The organism is Ferrovibrio sp. GW821-FHT12D07 (genome assembly GCF_058807275.1).
In genome coordinates this window covers 1-17704 of sequence record NZ_JBXAQN010000004.1, presented here as the reverse complement: position 1 = coordinate 17704, position 17704 = coordinate 1, and the positions used below count along the sequence as shown (strand labels likewise).

Sequence of the window (17704 nt, the reverse complement as noted above, 5' to 3'; positions counted from 1 at the left end):
TATTAGAACTCCTGAGATAACCCCGGACCTATATCCTCCGGTTTAAGGAAGACAGTCATCCCAGGTGGGGCATTAATCGTCACATGAGGGACAATCCCACACTGCCGGTGAAACTCGGTTTTCATGGTTATGATTGCTTGCCGGGCATCCTTGGCTTTTACGATCAGCGAATCATGAACCGTCAGTGAAGGGGCGTCTTGCTCCCGTTTTAAACGGAGCATGGTTGCAAAGATGGCTTCGCTTTCTAGGTACTGAAGGTCTTTGGAGTCTCTTTCACCGCTCAGCCAGTCTCGTAAGACAGGGTGATGTTCAAGCATTGCTTCCTGGACGGGGGTGATGGGGTATTTTTGCAAAGCAGGGTTCTTAGCGAGAATCCCTTTGCCCCATCGCTCGGGTAATGCGCCTTTACCCAGGGCATAGGTGAGCCAGATTTTGGCAATCTGTCTCTCTATCCCAGAGACACTATAGGGGTCACTTACAGCAGGATTGAACGGAACACCGAAGAGACCATAGATCATGGTCAGGTGACTGGCCCTTAGGTCCAGCTCATAGACCGGTTCACCATCAATGGTCATCTTCAGCCGGTCGGCCTTGCTGTCGTAAACATAGGTTTCATTACCCACCGAATACAGGCGACCTCCACGGGTGAGACTGCCGTCATTGAAGATGCGCTTATAGCCAATGAAGCTTGCGCCTTTGATCCGGCCGCTCAAATAGGCGTTCAACTCCTGTATGTCGGCTTTCATCGCCTGTATGGCTGGGGTGTCGGGTAGGCGCTGGCGTTTGCCCTTGAGCTTCTTGTTATTACTCCAGCCTTCCGACGTTCCACGGAGCTCAAGAACGTGCTTAGGGGCAAGCTGTCGGAAATGGTTAGTCAGTTTTGCTAGCTGAATACCTGAGGCTGTTGCCTTGTCTACGAGGAGAGGCAGGGCCCTGAAGCGGGTCGTGTAGCCGACTTGGTATTTGAACTCTCCTACCGGCCGCGAATAGCCTGTCTTCTTTTCCAGGTACCCCAGAGCTTCAAGCGCCGTGACACAGGCTTTGAAGTCAGCGTATGAGGGGGCATCGTCGTTGTGCCGAAATGACCCTTCAGCCATTGACCGGTAGCACCAACCGTCATGGCGGCTTAGTACCTCCGTGTCACTGTCGATCAACTCCGGTGAATAGACCTTGCGGAGTTTGTCTCGGCTTCGGGCTGCGGCGAGAAGGTCGCCAGCGATGCCAGAGAGACAGTCGCGGAAGGCGGTCAGCTTTTTCTTGCGATCACGAACCCGCTTTTCCGATGCCAGCACCTCGGCCAACAGTAGGTCTATGAAGCAGTCTGCTGCCGGTGAGGCTGGGCGACGCAGGGACGTGATTTCTGATGCCGCCCACAGCTCCGCCCAAGCCTTGCCTTCCAGCGTGTGAAGAAAGGTCTTCAGGACAATCATATGATCTACCAGCTATGCCACTGATTTATCTGAATGGCACAACATATAGTGGTCATGAGTCAGGCTTGTTCTTGTGCCGTCATGATCGCTGCATGAAGGTGTCGGCAAAGTGCCAATGCCTCTGCAAGAGACAGCAGCGTGCTCGCCTCGGCTGTGATGTTTCGGCCCTTGAGTGGCCGTCTGGTGATCTCCAGGCCGATGCGCGGCTGGCGGGGACCAACACTGAAGCCCTCGACCACCACCCGTGTTTTGACGGTCGGGCCAGAGCTATCCACCCGGCCCATGTAGCCGGGGCTCGGAATGGTAATTCTACAATTGTGGACGGTTTTTCCGCGTCGTTGCTGGCTCATTTGCACGTCTCCGAAAAAGTAATTCTACAATTGTGGAATAAGTATTGTGTAACAATGGCTTATCCACGAATTGATACTACCTCAGCCGCGTTCTTCAGCAAACTGGGGCTGGTTTTCTAGGTTTTCAGCATGCTATAGTAAATCTGACAACGAACGTAGTTAGATAGGCTATATTCATGCCATCAGGCAAATTCGTCGCTTATTACCGCGTCTCGACCGACCGGCAGGGCCGTTCCGGACTGGGCCTCGATGCGCAGCGCCAGGCGGTCAAGGATTGGCTGAATGGCGGTCACTGGTCTCTAGAGGGCGAGTACACCGAGGTGGAGAGCGGTGGGCGGTCTGATCGCCCCCAGCTTCAGAAGGCGCTGCGAGCCTGCCGCGTGCATGGCGCAACGCTGGTAATCGCTAAGCTCGACCGCTTGTCTCGTGACGCGCATTTCTTGCTGGGGCTACAGAAGGCAGGTGTGCGCTTCGTCGCCGTCGATATGCCCGAAGCCAACGAAATGGTAGTTGGCATCATGGCCGTGGTCGCCCAAGCCGAACGGAAGCTGATTTCTGATCGCACCAAGGCGGCGCTTCAGGCGGCGAAGGCTCGGGGCAGGGTACTAGGCGGTTGGCGTGGCGGCCCCAAGCCCTCCGATGAAATCCGACAGCAAGCGGCACAGGCCGTTACCGCCAAAGCCCGAGAGCGAGCAGCCGACCTTGCAGCCGATGTTGCTGCTATCCAAGCTGAGGGTATCACCAGTGCCAATGCGATTGCTCACGCGTTAAACGCGCGCCGAATACCAACGCCACGTAATGGAAAATGGTATGCGTCGTCTGTTCAAAGCCTATTGTGCATGCTTGCGGCTTGACGTTCCGCCTTCTCTTGAAGCGTCTTCACTCTCCAAGCGAAGAGGGGGGGCGCAGGAGTCCCACCCATCAGTAATCAGACCCCCCGGGGGTTTAAAATACGGCTTTCAAAAAACCGCTAAAGCCCATTGTTATTGTTATTGGGACCTTGCCGTGGTGTGAAGGCCGGGACTTTTTACCCAGCGTAGAACCCTGGTTCGGTTTCCAGCTCTCTCTTAATTCGAGTGTTCCGCGCCGTCTCTATCCATTCGCGGTACTGCGCTAGCGCCAGGGCGTAAGCAACAGAATCCTTCGTGCGTTGAAGGTCTCTAGTCGTGTCTGGATATCGGAGCACGTACTTAATGATATTCGCCCGGTAGAAGTCTTCGGTTAATCCTAGATACCCTAGTAAGTCCATCAATCGTTCGCGCGAAAACGGCTGTGAGGTCCATCCGTTCTTATCGAGCCATGCGTTCGATATGGTAATGAGCCTGATTAGCTCAGCTGCGGCAGCGGGATATTTAGAGCCAAAGACCCGTTGAATGATGGCAGGGTCGGATAGGTGATATTCAAGCCCCAAGTCGGGAGTCATCGTCGGCTAACCTCCGTGTTGTCTGGAGGTGTGGCATGTTAACGGAAGAGTTAGCTTTTAATAAAGCACAATATCTCACGGAACACTCACCACCTTGCCTTCAGTGTGGGCGATCATGTTGTCCCGAGCTAGTTTAACGGCATAGAGGCTTAGGAATTGTCCCCGTGAATCTCTTCGGCCGCATAGACAGAGAAAACGGACTGGGCGGGGGGCTGAAAAGCCAGCTTTCAAAAAGCCAATAAAGCACCCTTATTATTATTGTTGCCCTTATCTGATTGAGGCGTGCGGTAGGATATAAAAATTGGGAGGCAGATATGAGTTCAACATCTCTTGCGCTTTTGGGGCGAAACTTTAGGTCTGATACGGCCGCACGTTTGTCAGAAGAAAAGTATACTGTTGCGAAGTTGCAGAGAATGTCAGATGCAAAACTGACTGCAATTGGGCTGGCTGATTTTGAGATCGAATCTCTTCGAGACAAACGGCCCCCCATACCGACTGATACAATCCATCAGGTCCTGTTTAGGAATAAGTACACTTGCTGCATTTGTAGGAAATCGGAAAAAGAAATAATTCTTCATCACATCGACTCGTGGGCAAGTAGTCGTGATCACTCGGCCGAAAATTTAGCAGTCCTATGCCACGAGCATCATGGTGAAGCTCACACTAAACATGACCTCAGTCGGAATCTAACCACTGATGCTTTGCGGCAGGCGAAAGACAATTGGGAGAGTGAAGTAAAGGGGGCTGATACTCGATTGATTTTGGAGCTATCAGAAGTAGATGGGGTGCGTTGGGACTATGCCAATGTACAGCGTCTTTTCGAGCTTGCTTTGGAAGTAAAGGTCAATTTTAGAAGTTTGTCGCATTACCGGTATTGTTGGCTGAAGGGATATATTTTTCCCACGGGGCTTTTGAAGAACCCGGATAGCTGGTTGGGTAGTGGCACTCAATTCTACATGTATGACTTTGAAGGCATAATTATGCTTACAAGTTATGTCGAAGAAGTAATAAGGGCCACTTTACGGGGCGTGAGCATTGCCAATTTCTCGGACTGCCTAGACTCTGGGTTTGTTCAAGCTGTTATTTCTCCTGGGATGCTTGTGTGTTTTCACGGGGCGCACACTTTTAAATCGGATGGCAAGCGGAGCGATGGCAGGGGACAGACTGCTATCGTTAGTCGAACAGCGAACAATGTACGATTTTGGTACATGATAGATAGATATGAAGCAATGTCGTCTTCCTCTCGTGGAGTGCATCTGCGTGGCAGGACGGTGTGCTTTAGTATTGCCCGTGTAATGGACGTTGCGAAAAATGATGGTGTTGTAGAGGTTAAATGTTCGGCGCTTGTTATAGGTGGCGGATTTGATGCTCTAAAAACTAGAGAGTATTGGGGCGGTCCTCGCCCTCGGCGTCGTAGAGATATAATTCTCTAGTAGTCCCTATTTAGAAATTTGGCGCGCCAGACTGGGATGCTATCTCTTGCAGATGTTTATGCACGCACCGGGCGGACGCCAGCTCGTGCAGCGAGACGCTGGCGTACTTGATCGTATACTTGAGCTACCTCCGGCATGGAAACGGTAACAGCCAGAGCAAATGGGATCTCTTGCTCGTCAATACGCGCCGTTTCTTTCTCTCTTTGGATGGCAATTTCACACATCATGTCCTGCGATACGACAGGAGCGCGTTCACCAATCCACCGCCTAGAAATCAAAGTGCCGCGACGTGATTGATTGTGATCAGGTTGGGATCTGGCGGGATCCACGCGCAGGCGTTCCAGCTCGGTTGGTTCCATAAGTGATAGTCTGACGGCACGATACGCACGACGTCCCGGTAGGACGGGAGTGAACCAGGCAAGTGTTGCGGAGAGGGAATGGAGACGGGCTTGTCCCGCCATGCATTGTGGAATTGGAACTTGGACTTTCATTGAAGCTTCGCGACCGAGGGTACCGGTTGCCCAGAAAGTAGCTCTGTCCGCAGCGCAAGCTACTGCATCATCCGCATTGACAAGTCCGTACCCAAGGTAGCGGCGTACATTGTCTCTTTGCTCGACATGTTGATGATTGTCGGCCGGTCCGGTCACGCCGACAATGAACTCGCGTGTAGTGTCAGGCCATAAAGCTTGATGGCAAGTGAGAGCTTTTAGAATTAACGCACGCTGGGTGGCAGACAATGCTAAAAAGTCATTGCCATATGTTTCTTCCAATGCGTCGTGTATTCGGTGCGCAGTTCGGGAGGCCAAGGCGGCTGCAGCACTAGTACCGTTTGTAAAGCCTTCCTGACGAGGGTTGCCTCCTACTGGAGGCGCTGCAACGCGAATACCAGCAGCACGAACTGGACCGACCGGGCCAACTTCAACCACGTCGCCGCCGCTTCGCCAAAAGCGATAATGCTCTCGTGCCCCAGAGAATAAGACGTCTGGTTTGACGGCGTCACTAAAGCCCGGTCCGAGACGGCTACTCGGATTAGCCATGTCAAATTCTTGATAAGGATACACGCTATTGGCAGGTAGAACGCGCTCCCTACCAGGAACAGCATCCTGGTTCGCGGCACCAACTGTGATTCCATTTACCGTTTCAGCGGGTGATAAAATCCTGCGTTCGCCCTTCTGTCTCTCAACGGCGGACAAAAAGTGATTGGCTCTTTGGCGCACTGCGGCCCTCTCAACTTCGGCGGAGGTGCGATAGGGGGGGACGGTAAAGCGCTCTCTGTAATTTCCCGCGCTAACGACAAATAAAATTCCGTATTGCCACGAGAAGCGGTCCAGCAGACGCGCCCATGCTGAAATCTGACCATGGAACGATCTGCGCTCATTGCAGACAGACAAGTTCACAATGATGACGTTGCGTCCAATTGCCTCTCTACCCTCCCGGAGAGCACGGACTGAGGTGTAAATTACGTCAACGGCGAGCCTATCGGCTGGTATGTTTTCGCCGTTTTCATCACCTTCCATAATCGGAATTGATAAGACCGTACGCGGTAAAGCGGATTCATTGCGGTTTCTATCACCGTGCACGACAAGGGAAGCCATCGCAGTCCCGTGGGTGCGATGCTCGACAAGAGTCGTCCCTTCCAAATCATGCAAGTCTTCAACATTAAGGCGGCCATTTAGAAGCGGATGGTTGGCGACTGGCACGCCGTCAAGAATTGCTAGTATTGGTGCGCCCTCTGGCTCAGGTTGTTGCCGTACTGCCTCGGTGTTCACTTCTTCTACTTGAATTGAACTGGCGAGGCTTTGAGGACGAATGTGCATTACCGGCTCTAGGCCAGCCAGTCCATCCTGGCTCCGTGCGATGATTTGCCGTATGGCTGAAACTGGCAAATCAGCGAGCACTGCATGATATGCAATATCGGGGAGTCGAAATGAAGAAATGATTGCGCCGCCGACTGCGCGAATGGCTGCTTCTAGTTCTCGGCGCGCTGTAGTTCCGGAATCTTCGGAGGCGCGGTATACAAGTTCTACTTCGATACGGACGAGCTCGTTTTCTCCTCGACCCTCGATTTGATCTTCCAGAATAGACTGTTCTTCGTGAGAGACGCGATCATCTGGTCCCCATCGACGTAAGTCTCGTAATAAAGCGAACACATCGCGCCAAGGAGTAAAGCCGCGTTGCATCGGTTGCCCGGCAACCCACCGGGCCCATAGGCTCAGGATTTGTCCCAATGCGACGGCGTCGGGGACGAAGAGATAGGCGACAGGAGTGACATCGTCGTCGTCACCAGGAAGCTCTTCTTCGTCGATAAACTCCAGACCTGGCACACGCCGTGCTGCTTCAGCAAATCGTTGAATAGATCCTCGAACTTCAAAGACGAGTAAGGATTCAGGCGCAATCGCCGCAGGATCTTGCCGCAACTGCAGTTGAGCAGCCGCGCCACGTTGTAGAACTTGTGCTAGGCGCTGAAGTCTTGGGCCAAAACGTCGATTTTGATGCGGGACGCCGTACGGATCAGGCCTTCTTGGTGCCCCTCGTGTGCCTGGTTCCCGCTCGCCGTTGTCCTCGGCTGCCAGCCTTAACAGCGGCTTTGTTGGGTCGGTTTCCATTCTGCTCTGCCGGTTTTACGCGAGATGCCCACAAATCAAGCTCGGATTTGAGAGCATCGTCGACGCTAGTTTCCCCTAGCGCGAGTATATATCGGCGGCGCACGTTTTGAAGGAAATCTTGGGTTTCTGCGAAACTAGCAGTACCCAGACGCTTAGAAATTGCATCCGGGTGTAACGCAGGCAGTTCGGCCCAATGAGAGATTTGCCTTTCAATATAATGAGCTTGTAAGGCGTGGGTGGGTTGTGGGAAGTCCAGGCGTATCTCAAAACGCCGCCAGACAGCCCGATCTAGCAATTCGGCGTGATTAGTTGCTGCTATGGCGACGACATAACTGGGTAATTGATCAAGCTGCATAAGCAGGAATGAAACTACCCGCTTAATCTCGCCAGTTTCATGCGTATCGCCACGTTCTTTGCCAATGGCATCAAACTCATCAAAAAACAGCACACACGGTTGCGTCTTCACATAATCGAAGAGGCGGCGCAGCCTAGTGTTTGTCTCACCCAAGAAACTGCCAACTAGCACGTCGTATCGAATGACAAAAAACGGCAGTGCTAAAGCTTCAGCGATAGCCTCTGCATAAGAGGTTTTGCCATTTCCTGGAGGGCCAGATAGCAGCACGCGATGGCGAGGCTCGACGCCGTGTGAGCGTAATACGGAAGCACGCCGGTGTTCTTCAATAAGCTGTTGGCCAGTATGCATGGCCGGCAATGGTAATATCAGGTCTTCGAGCCTGACTTGCGGCTGCTTTTCTAGAACCGCCTCTCGGCCAGAACTTACGCTGTTAGAAGAGGCGGTGAGAGCGGGAGGGCTTACGGAGATGGTGTTCAGCACACGCTGAAGACGGTCGGCCAACCCGTTGTGACTTTTGGCGCGCTCGTCCGCGACCATCGCCTCAACGGTCGATTTCAGCATATCCTTATCGCCAGAGGCTCCAGCCCTGACTAAGGATAGAAGAAGATCGCTTTTCGCCATTTGCCCGACTCAAAAAAGAGACTCGTGTACCTAGTGGAAATTCTACCAAACCTGAAGAAAAAGGTCTTAAGGCTGGGAGTAATGGGGACAACAAGCGTAAGGGTTTGATTTGCCATGAGTGCAGTATCACTCAGGGTCTAAACGATCCATTTACGGCGTAAGTTTAGGAAATTTTCTAGGAATTTTTTGATTTGATTATTTTAATAAGCTATTGATATATAACAATATGATTTAAACGTCTCTTCCTCCCGTTGGGGTCGCCACTTCCGGCGATCAGCTGACAATCGGTTTTCTGCAGATGCCGCGCGGCACGATGCGCGTCGCGCGCAGTCGATCACGCCATGTGAAACGGCGTCGGCCCTGCGCGTTCGGCCAGCAACTGGCGGCGCGCTTCGGCGGCGCAGCGCTCGAAGGCGTGCATCACTTCATTGGCGGCGACGCCGGCCGGCGTCACCAGGCGCACCACGGTGAGCAGCAGGTCGCGGTCGCTCATCTCGCGCACGCGGCAACTGACCTTCGACAGGTCGATCTCGACCGATGCGCCCAGGCGATGTTGCAGCCATTCGGTCAGCAGGCGCATGCGCCTGCTGCGCAGCCGGAGTTCGAAATCCTCCGGCGGCATGCTTTCGCCATCCTTGCGCGTCGGCGCATGGCTCAGATCGCAGCTCATATCCACCCATTCCGTGGACGTCGCCGGCCTGCCTGCCGGTTACGCCCGCTGACGTATCCATGACCATCGGGACATGCGGAACTGGTCCGCAGATCGGCGACGTGAAACCATCATCTTCGGTGTCATATCCGGGTATGGTATCGGAGCCGGACAGAACGAAACCGGTGAACGACAACCAGAACCAGTCTGCATACCATTGGATGATCTATTCTATACTTCCTCAACCGCAGGGACTATATGCCCTGTATTACTCTGACTCAAGCTGTTCGTTTCCGCTTCATGGAAGCACGACGGGTAGTTGGTTGGAATGTCAGGCGTATTCGCGTAGAGCGGGGTCTGACGATCGAGGCGCTGGGCGGTGATGCAGAGGTTGATGCCTCCATGGTGGCGCGCATCGAACGCGGCCGGGTCAACTCCAGTATCGACCTGCTTGAACGCCTGGCGCGTGTGCTCCGGGTGCGCATGGTCGAACTGTTCGTCGAGCCCCTGCCGGGTGCACCGATTCCCAAACCGCTGAGGGGTGGGCGCCGTCCTGCAAAGTAGGCCAGCAGAATAGGAACGTCAGCTTTTCTCGGGCGCCTTGGCCACGAATTGCCGGTTGCGATAGCTGGCGCCGAAGTACACATCCACGCTCGCCACCTGGCCGTTCACCACGGTCAGGTATTCGGTGTTGCGGAAGGAGAGGTCGTCCCGCGTCGTGCACAGATAGGTCACGAAGGCGCCCTCCGCTGTCGCCTGCACCAGTTCGACGCGGAAATCGCTGAAGCGGTCGCCATTGGGCCAGCAGCGCTCGAAGAAGGCCGTGCGGTCGATGTGGTCGTCATAGGGACTGGTGAAGGTGAAGCGCTCCGCCGTCAGTGTCTCGGCCACATCGCGCCGTCGTTCGCGGAAGGCATCGTAATAGGCCCAGACGATGGCCGAGACCTGTGCCTCAGTCTGCTGGGCCGGTTGGGTCTGGGTTGCGCTCATCGGTTCCTCATACGTGACGGTATTCCTGTAAACAGAAACACCGCAGCGCAGGACCGGTTCGCCGTCTTTCTGATATAACCGCTCATCTGCAGACGAGATCAGGAGAGACCGCCATGGCCCGCGCTCAAGCCAGTATCGGAACCGCCCGTTATGCGGTCAGCATCAAGGCCGGGCATCATGCCGTGGTGGCGGACGAGGGCACCGGGCTTGGTGGCAGGGATGTCGGTCCCGCACCATATGAGCTGCTGCTCTCGGCACTCGGCGCCTGCACGGCGATTACGCTGAAGATGTATGCCGAGCGCAAGGAGTGGGATTTGAAGGCGGCGCATGTCTCTCTGCTGTACACGCGCGAGAAGGACCAGGGCCGCATCGACCGCACGCTCACCTTCGAGGGCGCGCTGGACGATGTGCAGAAAGCGCGGCTGGCTGATATCGCCGAACGCACGCCGGTGACCCTGACGCTGAAATCCGGCACGCCCATTCACACCAAGCTGGGCTGACGTCATGCAGAGCCGCAATTTCGATTTCACCGGCGCGCAGGGACAGAAACTCTCCGGCAGACTGGAACTGCCCGATGGTCCGGTGAAGACCTATGCGCTGTTCGCGCACTGTTTTACCTGCACCAAGAAATCCATTGCCGCCGTGCGCATTACCCGCGCGCTGGCGGCGCGTGGCATCGGCGTGCTGCGCTACGACTTCACTGGCCTGGGCGACAGCGAAGGCGATTTCGCCGACAGCACTTTCAGCGCCGATGTGCAGGATATTGTCGCGGCTGGAAAGATCATGGCCGAAGCCGGCTTTGCGCCGCAGATTTTGATCGGGCATTCGCTGGGCGGCGCGGCCGTGCTGGCGGCAGCGCTTGAGATGCCGGAGATCAAGGCGGTCGCGACCATAGCGGCGCCCTTCGATGTGGAGCATGTCACCGGTCAGTTCGGCGACACGCTGCACAAGATCATCGCCGAGGGCGAGGCACGGGTCGATTTGGGCGGGCGGCCATTTACGGTGCGCAAGTCCTTCGTCGACGACCTGCATCGGCATGATCAGAAGGACCGCATCGCGCATTTGCACAAGGCGCTGCTGGTGCTGCATGCGCCGCAGGACCTGACGGTTGGCATCAACAATGCCAGCTCGATCTTTATGGCAGCGAAACATCCGAAAAGCTTCGTGTCGCTTGATGGCGCGGATCACCTGCTGACCCGGCCCGCTGATGCCGATTACGCGGCCGAGGTGATCACCGCATGGGCCTCGCGTTATCTCGCCGCCGCTCCGGCGATGGCGGATGCCCCCCTGAGGGACGGCGAGGGCGTCATCATCGAGGAAACCCGCGCCGGCAAGTTCCAGGTCGCGGTGCGCACGCCCGGCGCGACCTTCTTCGCCGACGAGCCGGTCTCGGCCGGCGGTATGGGCACGGGCCCGTCACCTTATGATCTGGTCAGTGCCGGCCTGGGCGCCTGCACGGCGATGACGCTGCGCCTGTATGCCGATCTGAAGCAGCTGCCGCTGACGCGCGTGAAGGTCGCGGTGGGTCATGCGAAAGAGAAGGGTGGCGGCACACCATCCGATGTCTTCACGCGCCGCATCAGCCTGGAAGGCGCGCTGACATCCGAGCAGACGACGCGGTTGCTCGCGATTGCCGACAAATGCCCGGTCCATCGCACCCTGGAAGGTGGGGCCACGGTGAAAACCGACCTGGGTAATCCCCCAGCACCGTCCGGTCCCCCCGAGGAGCATCAGCGTGAGATGCAGGAAACCTGCGAGAGCTGCTGAACTTAGTCATTGGTATTGCTAAGTTTTATAATGCACACTATTAATAAGTTATATAAATTATTTTACGATAGACATGCGATAGATATTTCTGCTCTCATATCATGAATGTGAAATGAGAGTCGGAGCGCGCCCCATGCTGCGCCAGAGCATCCCCCAGAGCGTGTCTATGAATGGCAAAAACACGATCGTCGGCAGCAAGGCGGCACGTCCGCCCGCCGCCAGTATCCTGTCGCCGCGCCAAGCCAAGAAGCGCCTGCCGCCGCTGATGTCTCTGCGCACCTTCGAGGTTGTCGCGCGTCATCTCAGCCTGATCAAGGCGGCCGATGAACTCTGCGTCACGCCGGCGGCCGTCAGTCATCAGATCCGCACGCTGGAAGCGCATCTCGGTCTGCCGCTGTTTCGCCGCAACGGCCGCAGCATCATCCTCACCGATGCGGGGCAGGCTTGCCTACCGGGCATCCGCGACGGCTTCGAGCGTCTGGGTGATGCGATCAGCCAGCTTGAGACGCTGGGCGAGGGCGGCGTGCTTACGGTTTCGGTGGCGCCGTCGTTTGCCGTGAAGTGGCTGGTGCCGCGGCTCGATCGCTTCCAGGAGAAATTCCCGATGGTCGATGTGCGCGTTGCCGCCTCGAACCAGCTCGCCAATTTCGCCAACGACAATGTCGATCTCGCGATCCGCTACGGCTCGGGCCGCTATCCCGACCTGCAGGTCGAGCGCCTGTTGCCCGAAGCGATCTTCCCCGTTGCCACGCCTGAGCTCGCCGCGAAACTGAAATCGCCGCAGGATTTGGCGCAGGTCACGCTGGTGCATGACGACAGTCCCGATGACGACCAGTCCTGCCCCACTTGGCAGATGTGGCTGCGTGCGGCCGGCATCAGCGATGTCGATTGGAATCGTGGCGCGCGCTTCACGCAATCGAGCTTGGTGCTGGAAGCGGCGCTACATGGCAAGGGCGTGGCGCTGGCCAAGGCGACGCTGGCCGAAGCCGATATCAAGGCCGGCCGTCTGGTGCGGCTGTTCGGCGACCAGACGCCGATCGACTTCGCCTATTACATCGTTGGCCCGCAGCGCAAGCTGCAGCTGGCCAAGGTAACGGCCTTCATCGACTGGCTGCGCAGCGAAGTCGCCGGTTAGGCGACGGACGCAAAGGGTTCCCAATGCGGATGCAGCGTGCGGATCTGCGTGCGATGCAGGCGGCGGCGGGCTGACGGATCAAAGCCGTCGCGGCGATGCATGACGGCGATGTTGTTCCACAGCAGCAGGTCGCCGGGCTTCCACTGATGCCGCAGCACGAAGCGATCCTGGCGCGCATGCGTCCACAGATCATCCAGCAGTGCATGGCCAGCTGAAGCTTCCAGCTTGTCGACCTGACGGTTCAGCGTGCGGCCGAGGAACAGGGACGGCCGGCCGCTGACCGGATCGCTGTTGAGGATCGGATGCCAGGTGCCGGCGCCCGCTTTGGTATTGGTGCGTGCGGTACCGGCGCTGGTATAGCCGGCATCGTGGAAGATGCTGTGGCGCGCGATGGTGGTTTTCAAACCCGTCGGCAGCGTCTCGTAGGCGCCGAGCAGATCAAGGAAGTATGTATCGCCGCCGCCGTTCTCGGGCAGCTCGCGTGCCAGCAACGCGCAGGCGACGGGCGGATCCTGCACATAAGTCATGTCGCTGTGCCAGGCCAGTTCACCATCGCCCAGGCCGCCCAGCGCCTTGCCCTCGCGCTTGATGTTCGACACCACCGCAATCTCGGCGAAGCCATCAAGGCTGGATTTCTCGGTGTCGAAATTCGGCGCCGGATCGAGGCGGCCAAGGGCGCGGCTGAACTGCAGCAAGTCGCTGTCACTGGCATGGCCCTGGTTGCGGATCACCACCACGCGCGCCTGCCGCCAGGCATCCACCACGCGGCCGAGCAGTCGCTCGTTCTGCGGTTGCGCCAGGTCGAGGCCCAGGATTTCCGCGCCGAACTGCGCAGAAAGGGGACGGATATCGAGCGCCATGGCAAAGCCTCCAGCAGTCTGTGTCTGCGCCCAGTTTCACGCGGTCCCGCGTAAAAATCACGCAAATAAATGTATATCGAGATTCAAGAACGTTTGCGTTTGTGAAATTGGAACCGCGCCTTATTCCTCATGGTCAGACTTCTGTCCGTCTCCCCGGACCAACAAAAGGATCGACCATGCGCTTTTCCCGTCTCGCTTCCGCCCTTGGACTTGTCGCCACGCTGACGCTCGCCGCGCCTTTGGCGCGGGCCGAAACGAATGAAGTGCGCATCGCGCAGCAGTTCGGCATCGGCTACCTGCCGCAGATCATCGTGCGCAATCAGAAACTGATCGAGAAGCATACGGTGGCGCAGGGCCTGCCGGCGGCCAAGGTTACCTGGGCGCGCCTGAGCGGCGGCGCCGCGAGCAACGATGCGCTGCTCTCGGGCAGCCTGGATTACGCCGCCGCCGGCATCGCGCCGGTGCTGGTGCTGTGGGACAAGACGCGCGGCAACCTGGATGTGCAGGCGGTTGGCGCGCTCGATGCCTCGGCCGCTTTCCTCAACACCACCAATCCCAATGTGAAGACCATCAAGGACTTCACCGAAAAGGACCGCATCGCGGTGGCTGCCGTGCGCGCTTCGATCCAGTCGTTGTGGCTGCAGATCGCTGCCGAGAAGGCCTGGGGCCCGGGCCAGCACAACAAGCTCGATACGCTGACGGTGACGCTGCCGCATCCGGAGGCCACGGCGGCGCTACTGTCGGGCAAGTCGGAGGTCACCGCGCATTTCGGCACGCCGCCGTTCAACTTCCAGCAGCTGGAAAACCCGAAAATCCATCGCGTGACGACGTCGTGGGACATCCTCGGTGGCCCGGCCAGCGTCAACCTGCTCTATACCACAGGCAAGTTCCGCAAGGAAAACCCCAAGACCTATCAGGCCGTGTTCAACGCCTTTGAAGAAGCCTTTGCGATCATCAACCGCGACCCGAAGGAAGCGGCGCGCATCTTCGTCGAAGAGGAAAAAGGCAGCTACACCGTTGAAGGCATCGAGAAGCTGCTGCGCGATCCGTCGGTCAAGCTGAGCTGGGCGCCGCTCAACACCCAGCAGATCGCCGATTTTCTTCATCGCACCGGCGCGATCAAGAACAAGCCGGCGTCGTGGAAGGACTACTTCTTCCCCGAGATTCATCCGCAGACCGGGAGCTGAGCCGATGAGCCCGGCCAGCATCGCCCGCCTGCCCAGTCCGCTGTTGTCGGCGCGTGGCGTGACCCTGCAGTACAAGACGGCCGACCGCCTGGTCACCGCCGTGCAGCGCGCCAGCTTCGATGTGCATGACTCCGACCGTTTCGTGCTGCTGGGGCCAAGCGGCTGCGGCAAGTCGACTCTACTGAAATCGATCGCCGGATTCCTGCCGCCGGTCGAGGGCGAAATCCTGCTGGATGGTGCGCCGGTGCGCCGGCCGGGCCCGGACCGCGTGATGGTGTTCCAGGAATTCGACCAACTGCTGCCCTGGAAGACCGTGCGCGAGAATGTGGTCTTCCCGCTGACCGAGAACCGCGTGCCGCGCAGCATCGCAGTGGAGAAGGCGGATCATCTTCTGGAGAAGGTCGGGCTCTACAAGTTCCGCGACGCCTATCCGCACACGTTGTCGGGCGGCATGAAGCAGCGCGTGGCGATTGCGCGCGCCATGGCGCTGGAACCGAAAGTCCTGCTGATGGACGAACCGTTTGCGGCGTTGGATGCGCTGACCCGCCGCAAGATGCAGGATGAACTGTTGAAGCTGTGGGAGGACGTGCGCTTCACGCTGCTGTTCGTTACCCATTCCATCGAGGAAGCCATCATTGTCGGCAGCCGCATCCTGCTGCTGTCGCCGCATCCCGGTCGCGTGCGCGCCGAGTTGAACGTGCCGCAAAACCATGGTCCGGCCGGCGGCGAGGCACAGACCGCGCTGGGCCGTCGCATCCACCATCTGCTGTTCGGCGATACACCGGTTCACAGCGAAGGCAGTCATGAGGAGGTCCGCGCGCATGGCTGAGGGCATCCTGCCGCATCCGCTGGAGCGGCCCGAATTCATCCGCCCGGTCGAGGCCGCTTTCGGCGATGTTGAGGTCGAGCGCAAGCTCAACCTGGCTGAACGCATCTTCCGCATCGATGCGGTGCGCCAGGTTTCGCTGCTGCTGATCCTGGCGGCGATCTGGCAGGTCTATGCGGCTTACCTGAACAACCCGCTGATCATTCCGACGTTTCGTGATTCCATCGTGGCGCTGTGGGATGGCTTCGTCACCGGGCCGCTGCTGATCCGCGCCTGGACCTCGGTGAAGTTGCTGCTGGCCGGTTATCTCGCCGGCATCGCAGTGGCCACCGTGCTGACGCTGCTGGCGATTTCGAACCGCATCGGCACTGATCTGCTCAGTCTTCTCACCGCCATGTTCAACCCGCTGCCGGCGATCGCGCTGCTGCCGCTGGCGCTGCTGTGGTTCGGTCTGGGCGAGAAGAGCCTGATCTTCGTGCTGATCCATGCAGTACTCTGGCCGCTGGCGCTCAATGCCTATAGCGGCTTCCAGGGCGTGAGCGAAACGCTGCGGCTCGCGGGGCAGAGCTTCGGCCTGCGCGGCCCACGCTATGCTTTCAAGATTCTGATCCCGGCGGCGTTCCCGGCCATTCTCACCGGCCTGAAGATCGGTTGGGCCTTCGCCTGGCGTACGTTGATCGCCGCCGAGCTGGTCTTCGGCGTCAGCTCGGGTTCGGGTGGTCTGGGCTGGTTCATCTTCGAGAACCGCAATCAGCTCGAAATCGCCAATGTCTTTGCCGGCCTGCTCACCGTGATCGGTATCGGCCTGCTGGTCGAAAGCATCATTTTCCGCAGCCTTGAGCGCATCACCGTGCGCCGCTGGGGCATGCAGCGCTAAGAGAAGAGGGACACATGGGTATTGCACAGACCAAGCCGGCCTTTGCCTATCGCCGGTTCGACGCGCCGCTGGGTGGTGAGATTCACGGCCTCGATCTCTCGCACCCACTGGATGACGAGACCTTCAATGCCGTGCGTGAAAGCTTCCTTGATGCACAGGTTCTGGTCTTCCGTGGCCAGCAGACCCTGACGCCGGAGCAGCAGATCGCCTTCAGTCGGCGGTTCAATACACTGCAGATTCACGTGCTGAAGGAATTCCATCTGCCCGGCCATCCGGAAATCCTGGTGGTGTCCAACGTGGTGGAAGACGGGCGCAAGATCGGCCTGGGCGATGCCGGCCGTTACTGGCATTCCGATCTCTCCTATGTGGCCGAACCCAGCCTGGGTTCTATGCTGCTGGCGCGCGAGCTGCCGCAGGATGGCAGCGGCGACACGCTGTTCGCCAACATGTACCAGGCTTACGAGACGCTGCCGAAAGAGATCAAGCAGCGTCTGGCCGGCCGCAATGCCGTGCATTCCTACACGCTGAAATACGATGCGCTGCGTGCCGTTTCCAATGCCCGCAATGCGCTGACCGAAGACCAGAAGCGTCAGGTGCCGCCCAGCAGTCATCCGGTGGTGCGCACCCATCCGGAAACCGGCCGCAAGGCGCTGTTTATCAGCGAGGGCTTTACCTCTGCCATCGAGGGCATCCCGGAGGGCGAAAGCGAGGAACTCCTGAAGTTCCTGTTCGCTCATTCCACACAGCCGGCCTTTGTCTACCGCCATCAGTGGCGGCCGGGCGACATGGTCTTCTGGGACAACCGCGCCACCGTGCATCTGGCTGTTGGCCCGACTCCGGGCCAACGCCGCACGCTGCACCGGACCACCATCAAGGGCGACATCCCGCGCTGAGGATTGGCCTCGTTAAAGATTGCGTTCACCAGACACACAGAAGGGGACTTCATCATGCGACGACAGTTTCTGAAATCCGCCCTGGCGGCTGCGGCCGTCAGCCTGATCCTGCCGCTTGCCGCGCAGGCCCAGGACGCAACCCTGCTCAACGTGTCCTACGATCCGACACGCGAGCTGTACCAGGATGTCAACGCCGTCTTCGCCAGGCAGTGGGAGACGCAGGCGAAGCAGAAGCTGGCGGTCCGCGTCAGCCATGGCGGCTCGGGCAAGCAGGCGCGCTCGGTGATCGACGGCCTGGAAGC

Annotated in this window: 17 protein-coding genes and 1 pseudogene; 11 read left to right on the top strand and 7 right to left on the bottom strand. The window is 58.0% G+C overall.

What is annotated here, in order from left to right:
* Positions 1-2 precede the first annotated feature (2 nt).
* Positions 3-1430 carry a hypothetical protein gene (locus AC1RRE_RS19555; RefSeq protein WP_492983641.1) on the bottom strand — a complete coding sequence of 476 codons (1428 nt, stop codon included), beginning with the start codon at positions 1428-1430 and terminating at the stop codon, positions 3-5.
* A gap of 59 nt (positions 1431-1489) precedes the next feature.
* Entirely contained in the window at positions 1490-1780 is a 291-nt protein-coding gene (locus AC1RRE_RS19550; protein WP_492983639.1) for a hypothetical protein, read from the bottom strand.
* A 176-nt stretch (positions 1781-1956) separates the two neighbouring features.
* Between AC1RRE_RS19550 and AC1RRE_RS19545 the strand changes: the two genes are divergently transcribed.
* Together AC1RRE_RS19545 and AC1RRE_RS19540 are read left to right on the top strand one after the other, a co-directional pair.
* On the top strand, positions 1957-2634 hold the full coding sequence (locus tag AC1RRE_RS19545; protein WP_492983637.1) for a recombinase family protein: 678 nt from the start codon (positions 1957-1959) through the stop codon (positions 2632-2634).
* A gap of 883 nt (positions 2635-3517) precedes the next feature.
* Positions 3518-4636 carry an HNH endonuclease gene (locus tag AC1RRE_RS19540; RefSeq protein WP_492983635.1) on the top strand — a complete coding sequence of 373 codons (1119 nt, stop codon included), beginning with the start codon at positions 3518-3520 and terminating at the stop codon, positions 4634-4636.
* 56 nt (positions 4637-4692) lie between these two features.
* Here the strand turns inward: AC1RRE_RS19540 and AC1RRE_RS19535 are convergent, their stop codons facing one another.
* From AC1RRE_RS19535 to AC1RRE_RS19525, 3 genes are all read right to left on the bottom strand, one after another.
* Positions 4693-6960, bottom strand: a complete 2268-nt coding sequence (locus AC1RRE_RS19535; RefSeq protein ID WP_492983633.1) for a S8 family peptidase — start codon at positions 6958-6960, stop codon at positions 4693-4695.
* A gap of 187 nt (positions 6961-7147) precedes the next feature.
* Complete coding sequence (locus AC1RRE_RS19530; protein ID WP_492983631.1) at positions 7148-8158, bottom strand: AAA family ATPase; 1011 nt, start codon at positions 8156-8158, stop codon at positions 7148-7150.
* A gap of 394 nt (positions 8159-8552) precedes the next feature.
* Positions 8553-8888: a hypothetical protein gene (locus AC1RRE_RS19525; protein WP_492983629.1), complete on the bottom strand. Its 336-nt coding sequence runs from the start codon at positions 8886-8888 to the stop codon at positions 8553-8555.
* A 237-nt stretch (positions 8889-9125) separates the two neighbouring features.
* Between AC1RRE_RS19525 and AC1RRE_RS19520 the strand changes: the two genes are divergently transcribed.
* A complete protein-coding gene (locus tag AC1RRE_RS19520) occupies positions 9126-9431 on the top strand; it encodes a helix-turn-helix domain-containing protein (RefSeq protein WP_492983627.1) in 306 nt (101 codons plus the stop codon).
* Between the two features lie 18 nt (positions 9432-9449).
* Here AC1RRE_RS19520 and AC1RRE_RS19515 read toward each other — a convergent pair whose 3' ends face one another.
* Positions 9450-9857 (bottom strand): nuclear transport factor 2 family protein, encoded by a 408-nt coding sequence (locus AC1RRE_RS19515; protein WP_492983625.1) that lies wholly within the window; start codon positions 9855-9857, stop codon positions 9450-9452.
* Between the two features lie 113 nt (positions 9858-9970).
* Between AC1RRE_RS19515 and AC1RRE_RS19510 the strand changes: the two genes are divergently transcribed.
* The 3 genes from AC1RRE_RS19510 (at position 9971) to AC1RRE_RS19500 (ending at position 12759) form a co-directional block, all read left to right on the top strand.
* Complete coding sequence (locus AC1RRE_RS19510; RefSeq protein ID WP_492983623.1) at positions 9971-10357, top strand: OsmC family protein; 387 nt, start codon at positions 9971-9973, stop codon at positions 10355-10357.
* A gap of 4 nt (positions 10358-10361) precedes the next feature.
* Positions 10362-11624 carry a bifunctional alpha/beta hydrolase/OsmC family protein gene (locus tag AC1RRE_RS19505; protein WP_492983621.1) on the top strand — a complete coding sequence of 421 codons (1263 nt, stop codon included), beginning with the start codon at positions 10362-10364 and terminating at the stop codon, positions 11622-11624.
* Positions 11625-11757: 133 nt separating this feature from the next.
* Entirely contained in the window at positions 11758-12759 is a 1002-nt protein-coding gene (locus AC1RRE_RS19500; protein WP_492983619.1) for a transcriptional regulator GcvA, read from the top strand.
* Here AC1RRE_RS19500 and AC1RRE_RS19495 read toward each other — a convergent pair.
* On the bottom strand, positions 12756-13619 hold the full coding sequence (locus tag AC1RRE_RS19495; RefSeq protein ID WP_492983617.1) for a TauD/TfdA dioxygenase family protein: 864 nt from the start codon (positions 13617-13619) through the stop codon (positions 12756-12758). The genes AC1RRE_RS19500 and AC1RRE_RS19495 overlap by 4 nt on opposite strands.
* 176 nt (positions 13620-13795) lie before the next feature.
* On the opposite strand from AC1RRE_RS19495, the gene AC1RRE_RS19490 reads away from it, so the two are divergent.
* The 5 genes and pseudogenes from AC1RRE_RS19490 to AC1RRE_RS19470 form a co-directional block, all read left to right on the top strand.
* A complete protein-coding gene (locus AC1RRE_RS19490; RefSeq protein ID WP_492983615.1) occupies positions 13796-14806 on the top strand; it encodes an ABC transporter substrate-binding protein in 1011 nt (336 codons plus the stop codon).
* A gap of 4 nt (positions 14807-14810) precedes the next feature.
* Positions 14811-15635: an ABC transporter ATP-binding protein gene (locus tag AC1RRE_RS19485; protein ID WP_492983613.1), complete on the top strand. Its 825-nt coding sequence runs from the start codon at positions 14811-14813 to the stop codon at positions 15633-15635.
* The gene (locus AC1RRE_RS19480; protein ID WP_492983611.1) at positions 15628-16509 is read left to right on the top strand and encodes an ABC transporter permease; all 882 of its coding nucleotides are present in this window, start codon (positions 15628-15630) and stop codon (positions 16507-16509) included. Before AC1RRE_RS19485 ends, AC1RRE_RS19480 begins: the two co-directional genes overlap by 8 nt.
* A 14-nt stretch (positions 16510-16523) precedes the next feature.
* Positions 16524-17402: a TauD/TfdA dioxygenase family protein gene (locus AC1RRE_RS19475; protein ID WP_492983609.1), complete on the top strand. Its 879-nt coding sequence runs from the start codon at positions 16524-16526 to the stop codon at positions 17400-17402.
* A gap of 54 nt (positions 17403-17456) precedes the next feature.
* Positions 17457-17704: pseudogene (locus AC1RRE_RS19470) on the top strand (sulfate transporter subunit); the annotation flags it as partial.